General features: G+C 66.4%; 12 protein-coding genes and 1 pseudogene. All 13 read right to left on the bottom strand.

The genetic code is table 11. The features are described 5' to 3' along the window. Window positions 1–32: 32 nt before the first annotated feature. Window positions 33–728, bottom strand: a complete 696-nt coding sequence (locus QIY50_02070; protein WGV21103.1) for a response regulator — start codon at window positions 726–728, stop codon at window positions 33–35. Beyond that, on the bottom strand, window positions 725–3,379 hold the full coding sequence (locus tag QIY50_02075) for a sensor histidine kinase KdpD (GenBank protein ID WGV21104.1): 2,655 nt from the start codon (window positions 3,377–3,379) through the stop codon (window positions 725–727). Before QIY50_02075 ends, QIY50_02070 begins: the two co-directional genes overlap by 4 nt. A 161-nt stretch (window positions 3,380–3,540) precedes the next feature. Next, complete coding sequence (gene kdpC / locus QIY50_02080; GenBank protein WGV21105.1) at window positions 3,541–4,092, bottom strand: potassium-transporting ATPase subunit KdpC; 552 nt, start codon at window positions 4,090–4,092, stop codon at window positions 3,541–3,543. A gap of 10 nt (window positions 4,093–4,102) precedes the next feature. Continuing rightward, window positions 4,103–6,154: a potassium-transporting ATPase subunit KdpB gene (kdpB, locus tag QIY50_02085; protein ID WGV21106.1), complete on the bottom strand. Its 2,052-nt coding sequence runs from the start codon at window positions 6,152–6,154 to the stop codon at window positions 4,103–4,105. 9 nt (window positions 6,155–6,163) lie between these two features. Continuing rightward, entirely contained in the window at window positions 6,164–7,858 is a 1,695-nt protein-coding gene (gene kdpA / locus QIY50_02090; GenBank protein WGV21107.1) for a potassium-transporting ATPase subunit KdpA, read from the bottom strand. A 9-nt stretch (window positions 7,859–7,867) separates the two neighbouring features. Further along, entirely contained in the window at window positions 7,868–7,957 is a 90-nt protein-coding gene (kdpF, locus tag QIY50_02095) for a K(+)-transporting ATPase subunit F (protein ID WGV21108.1), read from the bottom strand. Between the two features lie 245 nt (window positions 7,958–8,202). Next, window positions 8,203–9,249 (bottom strand): annotated as a pseudogene (locus tag QIY50_02100) (AI-2E family transporter). 12 nt (window positions 9,250–9,261) lie between these two features. Then, complete coding sequence (locus tag QIY50_02105) at window positions 9,262–10,056, bottom strand: DUF4892 domain-containing protein (protein WGV21109.1); 795 nt, start codon at window positions 10,054–10,056, stop codon at window positions 9,262–9,264. Between the two features lie 109 nt (window positions 10,057–10,165). Next, on the bottom strand, window positions 10,166–11,020 hold the full coding sequence (locus QIY50_02110; protein ID WGV21110.1) for an alpha/beta hydrolase: 855 nt from the start codon (window positions 11,018–11,020) through the stop codon (window positions 10,166–10,168). Then, window positions 11,017–11,805, bottom strand: a complete 789-nt coding sequence (locus tag QIY50_02115) for an alpha/beta hydrolase (GenBank protein WGV21111.1) — start codon at window positions 11,803–11,805, stop codon at window positions 11,017–11,019. The genes QIY50_02110 and QIY50_02115 overlap by 4 nt, the downstream gene beginning before the upstream one ends. A gap of 256 nt (window positions 11,806–12,061) precedes the next feature. After that, a complete protein-coding gene (sixA, locus tag QIY50_02120; GenBank protein WGV21112.1) occupies window positions 12,062–12,520 on the bottom strand; it encodes a phosphohistidine phosphatase SixA in 459 nt (152 codons plus the stop codon). Continuing rightward, window positions 12,517–12,864 (bottom strand): DUF4389 domain-containing protein, encoded by a 348-nt coding sequence (locus tag QIY50_02125; protein ID WGV21113.1) that lies wholly within the window; start codon window positions 12,862–12,864, stop codon window positions 12,517–12,519. Before QIY50_02125 ends, sixA begins: the two co-directional genes overlap by 4 nt. A 36-nt stretch (window positions 12,865–12,900) precedes the next feature. Then, window positions 12,901–13,926 (bottom strand): NAD(P)H-dependent glycerol-3-phosphate dehydrogenase, encoded by a 1,026-nt coding sequence (locus tag QIY50_02130; GenBank protein ID WGV21114.1) that lies wholly within the window; start codon window positions 13,924–13,926, stop codon window positions 12,901–12,903. Window position 13,927: the final 1 nt, after the last annotated feature.

A 13,927-nucleotide genomic window follows, 5' to 3' on the forward strand; every position in this document is an offset into this window, starting at 1 on the left:
ACCCGCTTCCACAAGAGCGGCGTAAGTCCGGGTCAAGCGACCGGGGCCATTAACCTGTACCCCACCCCCGCCTCGGTAATGATGAACCGGGGCGCCGTGGGGTCATCCCCCAGCTTCTGGCGCAAATGCCCAACCACAATCCGCAGGTAATGGGTGTCTTCCACATGCGTAGGTCCCCAGATCTCCTTGAGCAACTGCTGCTGGGTAATCACCCGCCCCGGATGCAGGGCCAATAACGCCAGCAATGCATATTCCTTGCGCGTCAGCGCCACCTCGACGCCCTCCAGCGTCACCCGTCGAAAAGCAAAATCCACGGTCAACGGCCCAAAACTCCCTGCCACTTCCGAAGCGCCGGCCACCGGCACCTGGCGCAGCAAGGCACGCACCCGCGCCAGAAACTCCTGGATGCCGAACGGTTTGGTCACATAGTCATTGGCGCCACCATCCAGCGCATCGACCTTCTGTACTTCACTGGCGCGCACCGACAACACCAGCACCGGCACCGCGCTCCATTCACGCAGGTCACGCAGTACCTGCTGGCCGTCCATGTCCGGCAGGCCCAGGTCAAGCACCACCAGGTCCGGCTTGCCCAAAGCGGCCTGGGCCAGCCCCTGCGCGCCGGTGGCGGCCTCGAGCACCTTGTAGCCTTGCGAGGCCAGGCTGATGCGCAGGAACTTGCGGATCTGCGGTTCATCATCGATGACCAGGAGGGTGGCGGACTGACTCATGGGGTATCACTTTCAGCTTGAGGTTGAGGGGGCAGCGGCAAGCATAGAGTGATGCTGGTGCCCTGGCCATCGATGCCTTCGCCCACCAGGATCTGCCCGCCATGGGCGCCGATCATGCCCTGGCAGATCGCCAGGCCCAGGCCGGTGCCCTGCCCGCCGCGGTCACCGCGGGCGGCGGTGTAGAACATGTCGAAGATTTTCTCGCGGTCGGCCACGGGAATGCCGGGGCCCTGATCGCTGACGGCGAAGCGCAACTGGGCGTCCTGCACCGACACCTGCAGTTCCAGCCGGCCGTTGCCGGGCGAAAAGCGCGCGGCGTTTTCCAGCACATTGACCAACGCCTGCTCGATCAGCGCCGCATGCACGAACAGCAACGGCAGCTCGGCCGGCACGTCGGTATGCACGCTCAGCGGTGCCAACACCACGCGCAGGCGGCTGAGCGCACTGCCGACGATGTCGGCCGGGGCTACCCAGTCGCGGGCCAGCTTGAGGCCGCCGTGGCCCAGGCGAGTCATGTCGAGCAGGTTCTGGATGTAGCGGTCGAGGCGGTCGGCCTCGTTGCGGGTGCCCTCCAGCAGTTCTCGGCGGTCGGCGGCGGGGATCGCCTCGCCCAGCGCCAGCAGGCTTTCGATGCTGCCGCGCATGGCGGTCAGCGGGGTACGCAAGTCATGGGAAACGGATGCGAGCAAGGCGCTACGCAACTGCTCGGTTTCCCCATGCAGGCGCGCGGCCTCCAGTTGTTCGGCCAGGCGGGCGCGGGCCAGGGCCTGGGCCAATGGCTGACCCAGGGCGGTGAGCAAGCGCCGGCGCGGGTCGCTGAGCGGCTGGCCGGAGCGTGGGCGCACACCGAGCAATGCCAGGGGCTGTTCATCCACCGCCAGCGGCCACCACCACCAGCGACCATTGGGCAGGGTGTCGCTGCCATGCCCGGCGGCCTGGCCGTGTTGCCAGGCCCATTCTGCGGCAGCGCGCTCGTTGTCACTAAAGGCGTGGGCTTCGCCGCTGACCACCTGCAACTGGCCCTCGACATTGCGCTCCAGCAGGCACACCTGCATGTCCTGCCAGCCGTCCAGGTGCTGGCCGGCGGCATTGAACACCGCCTGGCGGTCGGTGGCCACGGTCAGCCGGCGCGACAAGTCGAGCAGTTGGCTGGTCTGCGCCTGGGTCTCGCGCAGGGCCTGCAACTGGCGGCGCTGGCGGGCAGCCAGATTGCCGGTGAGTGCGGCCATCAACAGGAAGAACACCAGGGTCAGCACGTCTTCTTCGCGCTGGATCCTGAACGACAGGTTGGGCGGGATGAACAGGAAGTCGTAGGTCAGGAACGACAGCACCGCGCAAGCCAGCGCAGGCCCCAGGCTGCTGCGCACCGCCACCAGCAATACCGCGGCCAGGAACACCAGCGAAATGTTGGGCAGGGCCAGCACACTCGACACCGCCCAGGCCAGGCCTGCGGCCATGACCGTGGCCAGCAACGCCAGCAGGTAATGGCGCCAGACCCATATTCGCCGCACCGCCGAACGTGGTGCAGGCGGCTGCACGTCGCGGTCCAGCACGTTGATTTCCAGGCCGTGGCTTTCGCGCAGCAGCCGCGCGGCCACACCAGCACCGAACAGGCGCCGGCGCAGGCGGTCGCGGGACTGCCCGACCAGCACCAGGCTGGCCCGCCGCTCGGCAGCATGCTGGATCAGCGTACGCACCACTTCGCCGGCACGCAGCAGTACCACTTCCCCACCCAGGCGCTCGGCCAGTTGCTGGGCAGCTTGCAGGCGCTGGCGCGCGATTTCGTCGCGCAACCGGCCGTTGTCTACATGCACCAGGCTCCAGGGCAGGTGACGGCGCTGGGCCACGCGGCTGGCATGGCGCACCAGGCGTTCCGCCTGATCGTCCCCATCCACGCCCACCAGCAAGCGCCCACGCAGGGCCGGGGCTTCCTGGCCGCGCTGGCGATAACCATGGGCGAGGTCGGCATCCACCTGGGCAGCAGCGGTCTGCATGGCCAGTTCGCGCAGGGCGGTGAGGTTGGTTTGAGAAAAGAACGCATCGATGGCCGCCCGCGCCTGCTCGGGTACATACACCTTGCCTTCGCGCAGGCGTTCGAGCAGTTCACGGGGTGGCAGGTCGATCAGCACCAGCTCGAAGGCTTCCTGCAGCACCCAGTCCGGCAAGGTTTCGCGCACTTGCACGCCGGTAATGTCGCGGACCTTGTCGTTGAGGCTTTCCAGGTGCTGGACATTGACCGTGGTGTACACATCGATGCCGGCGGCCAGTAGTTCCTGTACGTCCTGCCAGCGTTTGGCGTGACGGCTGCCGGGTGCATTGGTGTGGGCCAGTTCGTCGACCAGCACCAAGGCCGGCGCTGCCTTGAGCAGGCCGTCGAGGTCCATTTCCTCGAGAGTGACGCCGCGGTACTGGCTGCGCAGCAGGGGCTGCTGCTGAAGGCCAGCGAGCAGTACCTCGGTTTCGGCGCGGCCATGGGTTTCGACGACCCCGGCCAGCACCTGCACGCCCTGGCGTTGCTGGGCGTGGGCGGCCTGGAGCATGGCGAAGGTCTTGCCGACGCCGGCGGCGGCGCCTAGGAACACCTTCAGCCGGCCCCGGCCGCTTCGCGGGAGGGTAGCCAACAGCGCGTCTGCGCGGGTGGAATCACTCATCTTTCATCCTTTGGTGTGGCGGCGTCCTGCAGCCTCTTTGGGCCTGCTTTGCAGGCCTTCGCGGGCTTGCCCGCTCCCACAGGGTGATCACAATACTCGGAAGCTGCGCTGTACCTGTGGGAGCGGGCAAGCCCGCGAAGGGCCGCAAAGCGGCCCCGATATCAGTGGCCCAGATGCTCAAGTGCCTGGTTCAACGCCAGCACATTGACCACCGGCGGGCCGATCAATGGGTGGAGGGTGGCCTCTTCCAGCAAGCCTTGCAAGCGCTCTACCGGCAGTTGCCGCGCCGCCGCCACCCGCGGGATCTGGTAGGCCACGGCTTCCGGCGGCAGGTGCGGGTCGAGGCCGCTGCCCGAAGTGGTCAACAGCGCCTGGGGCACCGGCCCCTGCTGCGCCTGGTACAACGCAGCCGCATCGCCCTTGACTCGCTCGGCCAGCGCCGGATTGCTCGGCGACAGGTTGCTGGCGCTACTGGCCACGGTGGCATAGGCGCCCGCCGACGGCCGTGCGTGGAACCAGCCATCACCCTGAAAATCCTGGGCGATCAGCGCCGAACCGCGCACCAGGCCCTGGTCATCGCGCACCAGGCTGCCGTTGGCCTGACCGGGGAAAGCGACCTGGGCAATGCCGGTCACCGCCAGCGGATACAGCGCACCAGTCACCAGTGTCATCAACAGGGCCAGGCTCAACGCCGGGCGTACATAAGCATTCATGGTGGCCTCCTCAGACCAGGTGCAGGGCATTGAGCAGCAGATCGATCAGCTTTATCCCGGCAAACGGCACGACAATGCCGCCCAGCCCGTAGATCAGCAGGTTGCGCCGCAGCAGGTGCGCCGCGCTGGCCGCCTGCACCCGCACGCCGCGCAGTGCCAGCGGGATCAGCACGATGATGATCAGCGCGTTGAACACGATGGCCGACAAAATCGCACTCTGCGGGCTGGCCAGGTGCATCAGGTTGAGCACGCCCAGTTGCGGGTAAATGGCAGCGAACAGCGCCGGCAGGATGGCGAAGTACTTGGCCACGTCGTTGGCGATGGAGAAGGTGGTCAGCGCGCCACGGGTCACCAGCAGCTCCTTGCCGACCTGCACCACGTCCAGCAGCTTGGTCGGGTCGCTGTCCAGGTCGACCATGTTGGCCGCCTCGCGCGCCGCCTGAGTGCCGTCGTTCATGGCCATGCCCACGTCCGCCTGGGCCAGTGCCGGGGCGTCGTTGGCACCGTCGCCGCACATGGCCACCAGGCGGCCGTCGTTCTGCTCCTGGCGGATACGCGCCAGCTTTTTCTCTGGCGTGGCCTCGGCCAGCACGTCATCCACGCCGGCCTCGGCAGCGATGGCGGCAGCGGTCAGCGGGTTGTCGCCGGTCACCATCACCGTGCGGATGCCCAGCTTGCGCAGCTCGGCAAAGCGCTCACGGATGCCGGGCTTGACCACGTCCTTGAGATGGATCACGCCAAGCAGGCGCTTGTCGAGGCATACCAGCAAGGGTGTACCGCCGCCCTGGGCGATGCGCTCCACTTCACGGGCCAATGCCAGGGGCATTTCCAGGCGTTGCATGCCGACGAACGCCAGCACGGCGTCGACGGCGCCCTTGCGGTAGCGGTGCTGCTGCAAGTCGATGCCCGACAGGCGCGTCTCGGCGCTGAAGGCCACGGCCTCGAACTGCCCGGCGGCTGGTTCGACAAAGTCGTGCAACTGGCGCAGGTACTCGACGATCGACTTGCCTTCGGCGGTGTCATCCGCCAGCGAGGCCAGCAAGGCACCCTCCCCCAGCTCGCGGGCGGTGATGCCCGGTGCGGCGTGCAGCGCGCTGCAACGGCGATTGCCGAAGGTGATGGTGCCGGTCTTGTCGAGCATCAGCGTATGCACGTCACCGGCCGCTTCCACCGCGCGGCCCGAACGGGCGATGACGTTCAACCGCACCAGCCGGTCCATGCCGGCGATACCGATGGCCGACAGCAGGCCGCCGATGGTGGTGGGGATCAGTGTCACCAGCAGCGCAGCGAGGAAGATCAGCGGCAAGCTGCCACCCACGAAGTGGGCAAACGGCTGCAGCGTCACTACCACGATCAGGAAGATCAGGGTCAGGCCGATCAGCAGGATGTCGAGGGCGATCTCGTTCGGGGTCTTCTGCCGCTTGGCGCCTTCGACCAGGGCAATCATGCGGTCGAGGGTCGATTCGCCCGGGTTGCTGGTGATGCGGATCAACAACCAGTCGGAGACCAGCCGGGTATTGCCGGTGACAGCCGAGCGGTCGCCGCCGGACTCGCGGATCACCGGCGCGGACTCGCCGGTAATGGCGGCCTCGTTGACCGCAGCGATACCTTCGAGCACCTCGCCGTCACCGGGGATCATTTCGCCGGCCACCACGCGTACCACATCGCCCTTGCGCAGCGCGCTGGCCGCGACGGTCTCGTAGCTGCCATCGCGCTTGCGACGCTCGGCGGCAAGGCCCTGGCTGCCCGCCTTGAGGCTGTCGGCGCGGGCTTTGCCACGGCCTTCGGCCAGGGCCTCGGCGAAGTTGGCGAACAGCACGGTAAACCACAGCCACAGGGCGATCTGCACGGCAACACCAGTGCTCACACCGCTGCCGGGGGCAAAGCACAGGACGGTGGTCAGCACAGCCGTCAGGGCGACTACCAGCATCACCGGCGAGCGCTTGAGCTGGCGCGGGTCGAGCTTGACGAATGCCTGCACCAGCGCCGGGCGCCACAGCGCGGCGAAGCGGGTCTGGTCCTTGGCACTGTGGGCTTGTACTTCAGGAATGGGCATGTTCATGATCGGTCCTCAAAAACCCAGGCTCAAGTGTTCGGCGATCGGCCCAAGGGCCAAAGTCGGCAGGAAGGTCAGGCCACCGACCAGCAGGATGGTGACCAGCAGCAGGCCGGTGAACAGCGGGCCATGGGTGGGGAAGCTGTTCAGCCCCTGGGGCGCGCTTTTCTTCGCTGCCAGGCTACCGGCCAGCGCCAGCACCGGGAGGATGTAGCCGAAGCGGCCGACAAGCATGGCCAGGCCGATCATCAGGTTGTGGTACACCGTGTTGGCACCGAAGCCGGCAAAGGCCGAGCCGTTGTTGGCCGTGCCGGAGGTGTAGGCGTACAGCAGCTGGCTGAAGCCATGCGCACCCGGGTTGCTGACCGCACCTGCCGGGCCTGGCAGGCTGGCGGCGATGGCGCCGAGCACCAGCACGCCGACCGGCATCACCAGCAGGGTCGCCACCAGCAACTGCACCTCTCGTGCCTGCAGCTTCTTGCCCAGGTATTCCGGGGTGCGGCCGATCATCAACCCGGCCAGGAACACCGCGATCAGCACGAACAACAGCATGCCGTACAGCCCTGCACCGACGCCGCCGAAGATCACCTCGCCGACCATCATGTTGACCATCGCCACCATGCCGGTCAGCGGGTTGAGGCTGTCATGCATGGCGTTGACCGAACCGTTGGAGGCAGAAGTGGTAGTCACCGTCCACAGCACCGAACCGGTAGTGCCGAAGCGGCTTTCCTTGCCCTCCATGGGCGCGCTTTGCTGTACCTGCGCGCTCTCGAGGGCCGGGTTGGGCTGGTGCTCTGACCACAACGCCGTGCTGCCGCCGATCAGGAACAGGGCAAGCATGCAGGCGAGGATGGCGCGGCTCTGGCGCAGGTCCTTCACGTAGTGGCCGAAGGTGAATACCAGCGCCGCCGGAATGAGAATGATCGAGGCCACCTCGAACAGGTTGCTCCAGGCCGTGGGGTTTTCGAACGGGTGCGCCGAATTGACCCCGAAGAAGCCACCGCCGTTGGTACCCAGTTGCTTGATGGCAATCTGGCTTGCGGCCGGGCCCAGCGGAATGGTCTGCTCGGTGCCTTGCAGGGTGACCGCGTGGGCGTAGTCGGCCAGGGTTTGTGGTACGCCCTGCCACACCAGCAACAATGCCAGCAGCAGGCACAGTGGCAGCAGGCCGTAGAGGGTGGCGCGGGTCATGTCGACCCAGAAGTTGCCCAGCGTCGTAGCGCTGCGCCGGGCGATGCCACGGCACAGGGCGACCAGCACGGCCAGGCCGGTGGCAGCGCTGACGAAGTTCTGCACGGTCAGGCCGAGCATCTGGCTCAGATAGCTGACCGACGCCTCACCGCTGTAGGCCTGCCAGTTGGTGTTGGTGACGAAGCTGACGGCAGTATTGAATGCCAGCGACCATTCCTGGCCAGGCAGATGCTGTGGGTTGAATGGCAGGTAGCCCTGCAACAGCAGCACGGCAAACAGCAACAGGAACCCGGCCAGGTTGAAAGCCAGCAGCGCCAGGGTGTACTGCTTCCAGCTCTGTTCCTGGCTGGCGCGCACGCCCGCCAGCCGGTAGCAGGCCTGCTCGACCGGGCCCAGCACGGGCGACAGCCAGGTGCGCTGGCCTTCCACGACCTTGAAATAGAACCGCCCGAGCCAGGGTGCCGGTAGCAGCACGATGGCGAAAAATGCCAGGAGCAAGGCGAAATCGTAACTGTGCATGGCCGCTCCCTAGCTGCGATCGGCGCGCAGCAGCGCCACCAGCAGATAAAACGCCAATGCCACTGCCAGCAGCAGTGACAGCCCGTCGAGCATGTTCATGTGTGGTTCTCCCCGTGGTGCGGCTTGGGCCGCTTTGGGGAAATTGTCCGAGCGAGGGGCGTAAAGGGGCGAGACTGGAGGGTGGGGATGGCAATAAAGAAGGCGTAAAGATCAGCTGTTTGGGTTGTCTGTACTGGCCTCTTCGCGGGTACGCCCGCTCCCACAGGGCTTCCGCAATGTTACAGACCTGCGCTGTAACCGTGGGAGCGGGCGAGCCCGCGAAGAGGCCGGTACAGGTTTACTGGCTGGGGCGGCTGCGTGGCGGCGTTGCGGCTCCAGTCCAGCAGCAGGCTGTAACCGACAGCCAGCAAGGTGGGCCCGATGAACAGGCCAATGAAGCCAAAGGCGATCAAGCCGCCGAACACGCCCAGTAGCACGATCACCAACGGCAGGTTGCCGCCACGGCTGATCAGGTACGGTTTGAGCACGTTGTCCACACCACTGATGATGAAAGTGCCCCAAACCCCAAGGAACACTGCCATGCCGTATTCGCCCTTCCATACCAGCCAGCCCGTGGCGGGGATCCAGGCCAGTGGCGGGCCCATGGGGATCAGGCTGAGCATGAAGGTGACCAGGCCCAGCACGATCGCCCCGGGTACGCCGGCAATCAGGAACCCGATCAACGCCAGCAGGCCCTGCGCGGCAGCCGTACCGATCACTCCGTTGACCACTCGCTGCACCGTACCGGCCACCAGCTCCAGGTAGTACTCGGCGCGGTCGCCCATCAAGCGGTGCAGCAAGCGCAGGACGAACGCCGACAATCGCGGGCCGTCGCGGTAGAAGAAGAACACGAATACCAGGCTAAGGGTCAGCTCCAGCACGCCACTGCCAATCTGCGCACTGCGCGCCAGCAGCCAGTTGCCCACCTGCCCAAGGTGCGGCTTGACCGAAGCCAGCAAGGCCGCGCCCTGCTGGTCCAGCGATTGCCACCAGCTGACCAGGCGGTCGCCAACCAACGGGATGCCGCCCAGCCAGGCCGGTGCATCGGGCAGGCCGTCCATCTGCACGTCACGCACGAACGCCGTCGCATCGCGAATGTGATCGGCCAGGTTGAACCCCAACCACACCAGCGGCAGTGCCACGATCAGGATCCAGGCGCTGGTCAGCAGGCCTGCCGCCAGGGTTTCGCGCCCGCCCAGCACACGCGTCAGCAAGCGCATCAAGGGCCAGCTGGCAAAGGCCAGAATGGCCCCCCACAATAGCGCTGAAATGAAAGGTGCCATAACCCACAGGCCGGCACCCAGCAGCGCCAACAGCAGAATCTGGACCAGCATGCGGTCATTGTTAGCCATGGTGGTGCTCGTTCAACGAATCAGTTCAAGGTGCAGGCCGTCGGTAGGCGCGCTACCGACTTCGAGGCGGCCGTTGCGCACCCCCGCCTTGACCAGTGCCTCGCGCCAGGCTTCGGCCTGGGCACCACTGAGGCTGGCACGCAGGGTGCTGTCGAGGTTCAGGCTGCGCGCCAGCAGGTTCGCCCAGGCGTCTTGCGGCGCGGCCAGGTCAGGGTAGTCGAGCTTGCCGGTGTCGCGCATTTCGCGCAGCACCGTGGCGGCGGTCGGCAGCAGTTCGCCCAGCGGGCTGCCGGCGACGAACTCTTCCACGTGCAGGTAGGCGCGGCGGTTGCCGCGGGTAACGCTGTACAGCGCAACCAGGGTGTCGGCCTGCGCCGCCGAGCGGCGCAGCAGGATGAACGCCTGCTGCTCGTCGCCGCCGTTGAGGCGGGCATTGCCGAACACATCATTGGCCCACAGGCTCGCCTCACCGCAATCGCGGCCCTGGCACCAGAACAGCGGGTAACCACCGTCGCGCTGCAGGGCTTCGCGGGCGCTGGTGAAGGCTTCGCGGGCGGTACGCTCGACCGGCAGCTCATAGGTGACCGAGCTGACCTGGCCGCGGCTTTCGACCTTGTCCTCGACCCGTAGTCGGCCGCTGATCTTGCGCAGCGGGCCCATGGGGTAGACACGTTCCTGCTCTACGGCCGGGCGCTGGTCGACCACCTTGGCGTCTACCGGTACCGGCAGGCTGCCGGCCCACGACACGGAGCTGGCGAATACCAGGCAGGCAGCGAAGGCATTACGGATGGTAGCAGGCGCGCTCATTGGCGACCCAGGCGGCGCTCGGCGCCGAGGTGAAGCTCCAGGATGTCTGGCAGTTGCATGGTTGTCTCCCTGTTCAACCCGCCAAGCCTCGACACTTGTCCGGTGCAAGTCAAGCAAAGCCAAAGAAGCGATTGAAACAGTCTGCGACAAGGGCCGCACCCTGCTCATCGTTCAGGTGCAAGTGATGGCCACCGGGCAGCGTCACTTGCTCAAAGGGTAGCTGCTCCAGCAACCCGGTGTGACGCACCAGCATGCCGTCGGCGGCCACCACCAGGCGCGCCGGGCAACTCACCCGGCGCACATAAGCCATGGCCTGCGCCTCGCTCAGGCGCACTGGCGAAGGCAGGGTCAGGCGGCTGTCGCTGCGCCAGCTGTAACCACCGGGCACCGGCATCAGGCCTCGCTGGGCCAGCAACTCGGCTGCCTCGCGGCTGACCGCGACCATGCCTTTCATGCGTGCCTGCACGCCCTGCTCCAGGGTCGCGTACACCGACTTGCGCTTGCCATCCAGGCGCAACTGGGCCTGCAGGGCCATGCCCAGCCGCTCACCGGCATCCTGCTCGGCGCCAGTTGGCGGAATGACGCCGTCGATCAGGGCCAGGTGGCTGATTCGCTCCGGCAATGCGCCAGCCAGCTGCACCGAAATGATTGCCCCGAGTGAGTGGCCCAACAGGGCAAAACGTTGCCAGCCCACCTGCTCGGCCACCCGCAGCACATCATGGGCGTAGTCGGCCAGAGCGTAGCTGGCGCCGAGTGGCCGGTGCTCGGAATAACCATGCCCGGCCAGGTCCAGGGCGATGATGCGCAGGCCTTTGAGCAGTGGCGCCAGGCGGGCGAAGCTGTTGGCGTTGTCCAGCCAGCCATGCAGGGCGATCACCGGCAAGCCGTGTTCGGGGCCGAACAGGTGCGCCGCCAGTTCGATATGGCCCAGGCTCAGGCGTATTTCCTCGACCTGCGCGCTCATGCCTGGCTCCAGCGGTCGAACAGGCCCTTGATCAGGCTGGCGGTGTCGGTTGGTCGCTCCAGCGGGAACATATGCCCACCCGGCACGCTGTGGTATTCGCCCCTGGGCATGCCGCGCACGGCCAGGGTGTGGTGGCGGCGAATGACCTTGCTGCGCTCGCCGCGGACCATGGCCAGCGGCACCTGCAATTGCCGCGCAGGAGCGGGGCTGGTATGCGGGATGCTGCGGTAGATGCTGATTTCCGTGGCCGGATCGAAGCGCAACTGCAGCCCCTGTTCCATTGCTTGCAGGCCGTGCTCTATATAGGCATCGAGGCAATCGGGGTCGAAATGGCGGAACAGTGATTTGCCGGCGAAATAGTCCCGGGCGCTGTCACGGTCATTGAAGGTTTCGCGACGCCCCAGGGTGCGACCCGCCGGGGTGATACGGTCGATGAAGCCGAAGCGCTTGGCGGTGCGCAGCAACCACTGGTCGGCGCGGGTGAGCACCGGCGAGTCGAGCATCACCACGCCGCGGTAGTACTCCGGGCAGCGCAAGGCGGCGTGCAGGTGCAACACGCCGCCCAGCGAATGGCCAACACCCCATACCGGCTGATCCTGCCGGGCCAGGTGGTGCAACAGTTCGTCGACCAGGCTCTGCCAGTTGTCGTCCACCGGAAAACGCGGATCGTGCCCGTGCTGGGCCAGGTGCTGCACCTGATAGTCCGGCGCCAGGGCAGCAAACAGCTTGCCGTACGTGGCCGAGGGGAAACCGTTGGCATGGGCGAAGAAGATCTGCTGCAACATGGCGCCGGGTCCGGATGCGGGAATGATGGCCCATTGTCGGCATCGCCGGGCGGTTCGGCAATGTCCGGAAAGGTCATCGGCGAGGGCAATCAGGTCAGGCTTGCGGGCGCGGCCGCTACCTTCAAGCCATGCACAGGTCCTGTTGGAGCAGCCTTGTGCTGCGAAGAGGCCATAACTGCCGGAGAAGAGCTATTGCCCTACTGGCCTCTTCGCAGCACAAGGCCGCTCCTACAGGAAACCGAGATGGCCTGAGAGCTCAGGCCGGCGAGTTGATCGCCCGAAGCGTCATCAACCCCGCCAACGGCCAGTCCCCTTCCAGCTCCGCCAGGCTTGCAGTGCTCATGCCTGCCGGTTGTTGCTGGTGGCCATGCTCCAGCGCCCCGACCAGGGTCCCCACCAGCGGCTGATGACTGACCAGCAGCACATGCTCCAGGCCCAGGCGCTCGATTTCGCCGATGGCCTGCTGCACATCCGTGTCGGGTGTCAGCCAGGGCACGGTGCGCACTGGCTCGGCGAAGCCCAGGGTGTCATGCACCAGGGCGGCCGTTTGCTGGGCGCGTACATAAGGGCTGGCGATGATCGCCTGCAGCGGCTGGCCCAGCAGGCGGGCGGCGCTGTGCAGCACCTGCTCGCGGCCGTGGGCGGTCAGCCGGCGCTCGGCATCGCTGTTGGCCCGCGGCTCCGCTTCGCCGTGGCGCAGCACCCACAGCTTCACAGCTTGGGCTCCTCGTCACGCACCGGGTGCGGGGCCGGGGCCACGGCATGCGGCGCCTCGCCTTCCGGGGCACGCGGTGCCGGCCAGTCGGCGAACGGCCAGGGCTTCTGGTCGCTGTGGAAGCTGCCAAAGCGGCCGATCTGCGCCAGGTACTGGCTAAGGCTGTCGCCGAAGTTCATCAGGCTGGCGCTGGGGGCGCCGTACACCAGGCGGTAGATCAGTTGTACCAGTACCAGGCCACCGAGCAGCAGCTCGGCCAGTTGCCAGACCACCAGGAACACCAGCATCCACAGGACCCGCAGGATGATCGACTCGCGCTGGGCGCGTTCGGGCGTATCGTTCATGTGTTGCTCCTTGCTGTTGTCAGAGCCGCTCAAGGCTCAGTTGAAACCGCTGATGGAAATGAAATCGACATCAGTCTTCGGCTCGGCACGCATCAGGTGCTCGATCACCTGGTTCAACGTGCGGCCTTCGAACAGGATGGCATGCAGGCCCGCCACCAGCGGCATGTACACCTGCACTTCCTGCGCCTTGGCCTTGAGCACCTTGAGGGTATTGACACCTTCGGCCACTTCGCCCAGACGGTTGACCGCCTGCTCCAGGCTCAGGCCCTGGCCCAGCGCGTGGCCGACCTGGTAGTTGCGGCTCTTGGGCGAGGAGCAGGTCACGATCAGGTCACCGACACCGGCCAGGCCGAGGAAGGTCATGGGGTTGGCGCCTTGGCTGACGGCGAAGCGGGTCATCTCGGCCAGGGCGCGGGTAATCAGCATGCTTTTGGTGTTTTCGCCCATGCCCAGGGCCACCGCCATGCCGGCGATGATGGCGTAGACGTTCTTCAGCGCCCCGCCCAGCTCGACGCCAAAGCGGTCGGCACTGGCGTAGACGCGGAAGGTACGCCCATGCAGCACGGCCTGCACCTGCTGGCACAGTTTTTCGTCCTCGCTGGCGACCACCGTGGCGGTCAGCGCATGTTCGGCGATTTCACGGGCCAGGTTGGGGCCGGACAGCACGCCGATGCGCGCCTCGGGGGCGATTTCCTCGAGGATCTGGCTCATCAGCTTGAAGCTTTGCGCTTCGATGCCCTTGGTCAGGCTGACCAGGCCCTTGCCGCGCAGCAGTTCGGCATGTGGGGCCAGCACGCTGCGCAAGGCGCTCGATGGCAGGGCGACGAAAACCAGGTCGCTCGCCTGCAGGGTGGTCAGCAGGTCGCTGACCGGCTCGACGCCGTCGTGCAGGCGGATGCCCTTGAGGTAGCGCGGATTCTCGCGATTGACGCGCATGGCCTCGGCCTGGTCCGGGTCGCGCATCCATTGGCGCACCGGCACACCGTTTTCTGCCAGCAGGTTCGCCACGGCGGTGCCGAAGCTGCCGCCTCCCAGAACTGCAACAGGTTGCTGTTCAGTCATA

Source organism: Pseudomonas putida (assembly GCA_029953615.1).
GTDB lineage: Bacteria > Pseudomonadota > Gammaproteobacteria > Pseudomonadales > Pseudomonadaceae > Aquipseudomonas.

What these genes read in the sequence shown, in the direction of transcription:
- QIY50_02070 (WGV21103.1), bottom strand. Translation starts at nt 728, where the DNA reads ATGAGTCAGTCCGCCACCCTCCTGGTCATCGATGATGAACCGCAGATC.
- QIY50_02075 (WGV21104.1), bottom strand. Translation starts at nt 3,379, where the DNA reads ATGAGTGATTCCACCCGCGCAGACGCGCTGTTGGCTACCCTCCCGCGA.
- kdpC (WGV21105.1), bottom strand. Translation starts at nt 4,092, where the DNA reads ATGAATGCTTATGTACGCCCGGCGTTGAGCCTGGCCCTGTTGATGACA.
- kdpB (WGV21106.1), bottom strand. Translation starts at nt 6,154, where the DNA reads ATGAACATGCCCATTCCTGAAGTACAAGCCCACAGTGCCAAGGACCAG.
- kdpA (WGV21107.1), bottom strand. Translation starts at nt 7,858, where the DNA reads ATGCACAGTTACGATTTCGCCTTGCTCCTGGCATTTTTCGCCATCGTG.
- kdpF (WGV21108.1), bottom strand. Translation starts at nt 7,957, where the DNA reads ATGAACATGCTCGACGGGCTGTCACTGCTGCTGGCAGTGGCATTGGCG.
- QIY50_02105 (WGV21109.1), bottom strand. Translation starts at nt 10,056, where the DNA reads ATGAGCGCGCCTGCTACCATCCGTAATGCCTTCGCTGCCTGCCTGGTA.
- QIY50_02110 (WGV21110.1), bottom strand. Translation starts at nt 11,020, where the DNA reads ATGAGCGCGCAGGTCGAGGAAATACGCCTGAGCCTGGGCCATATCGAA.
- QIY50_02115 (WGV21111.1), bottom strand. Translation starts at nt 11,805, where the DNA reads ATGTTGCAGCAGATCTTCTTCGCCCATGCCAACGGTTTCCCCTCGGCC.
- QIY50_02125 (WGV21113.1), bottom strand. Translation starts at nt 12,864, where the DNA reads ATGAACGATACGCCCGAACGCGCCCAGCGCGAGTCGATCATCCTGCGG.
- QIY50_02130 (WGV21114.1), bottom strand. Translation starts at nt 13,926, where the DNA reads ATGACTGAACAGCAACCTGTTGCAGTTCTGGGAGGCGGCAGCTTCGGC.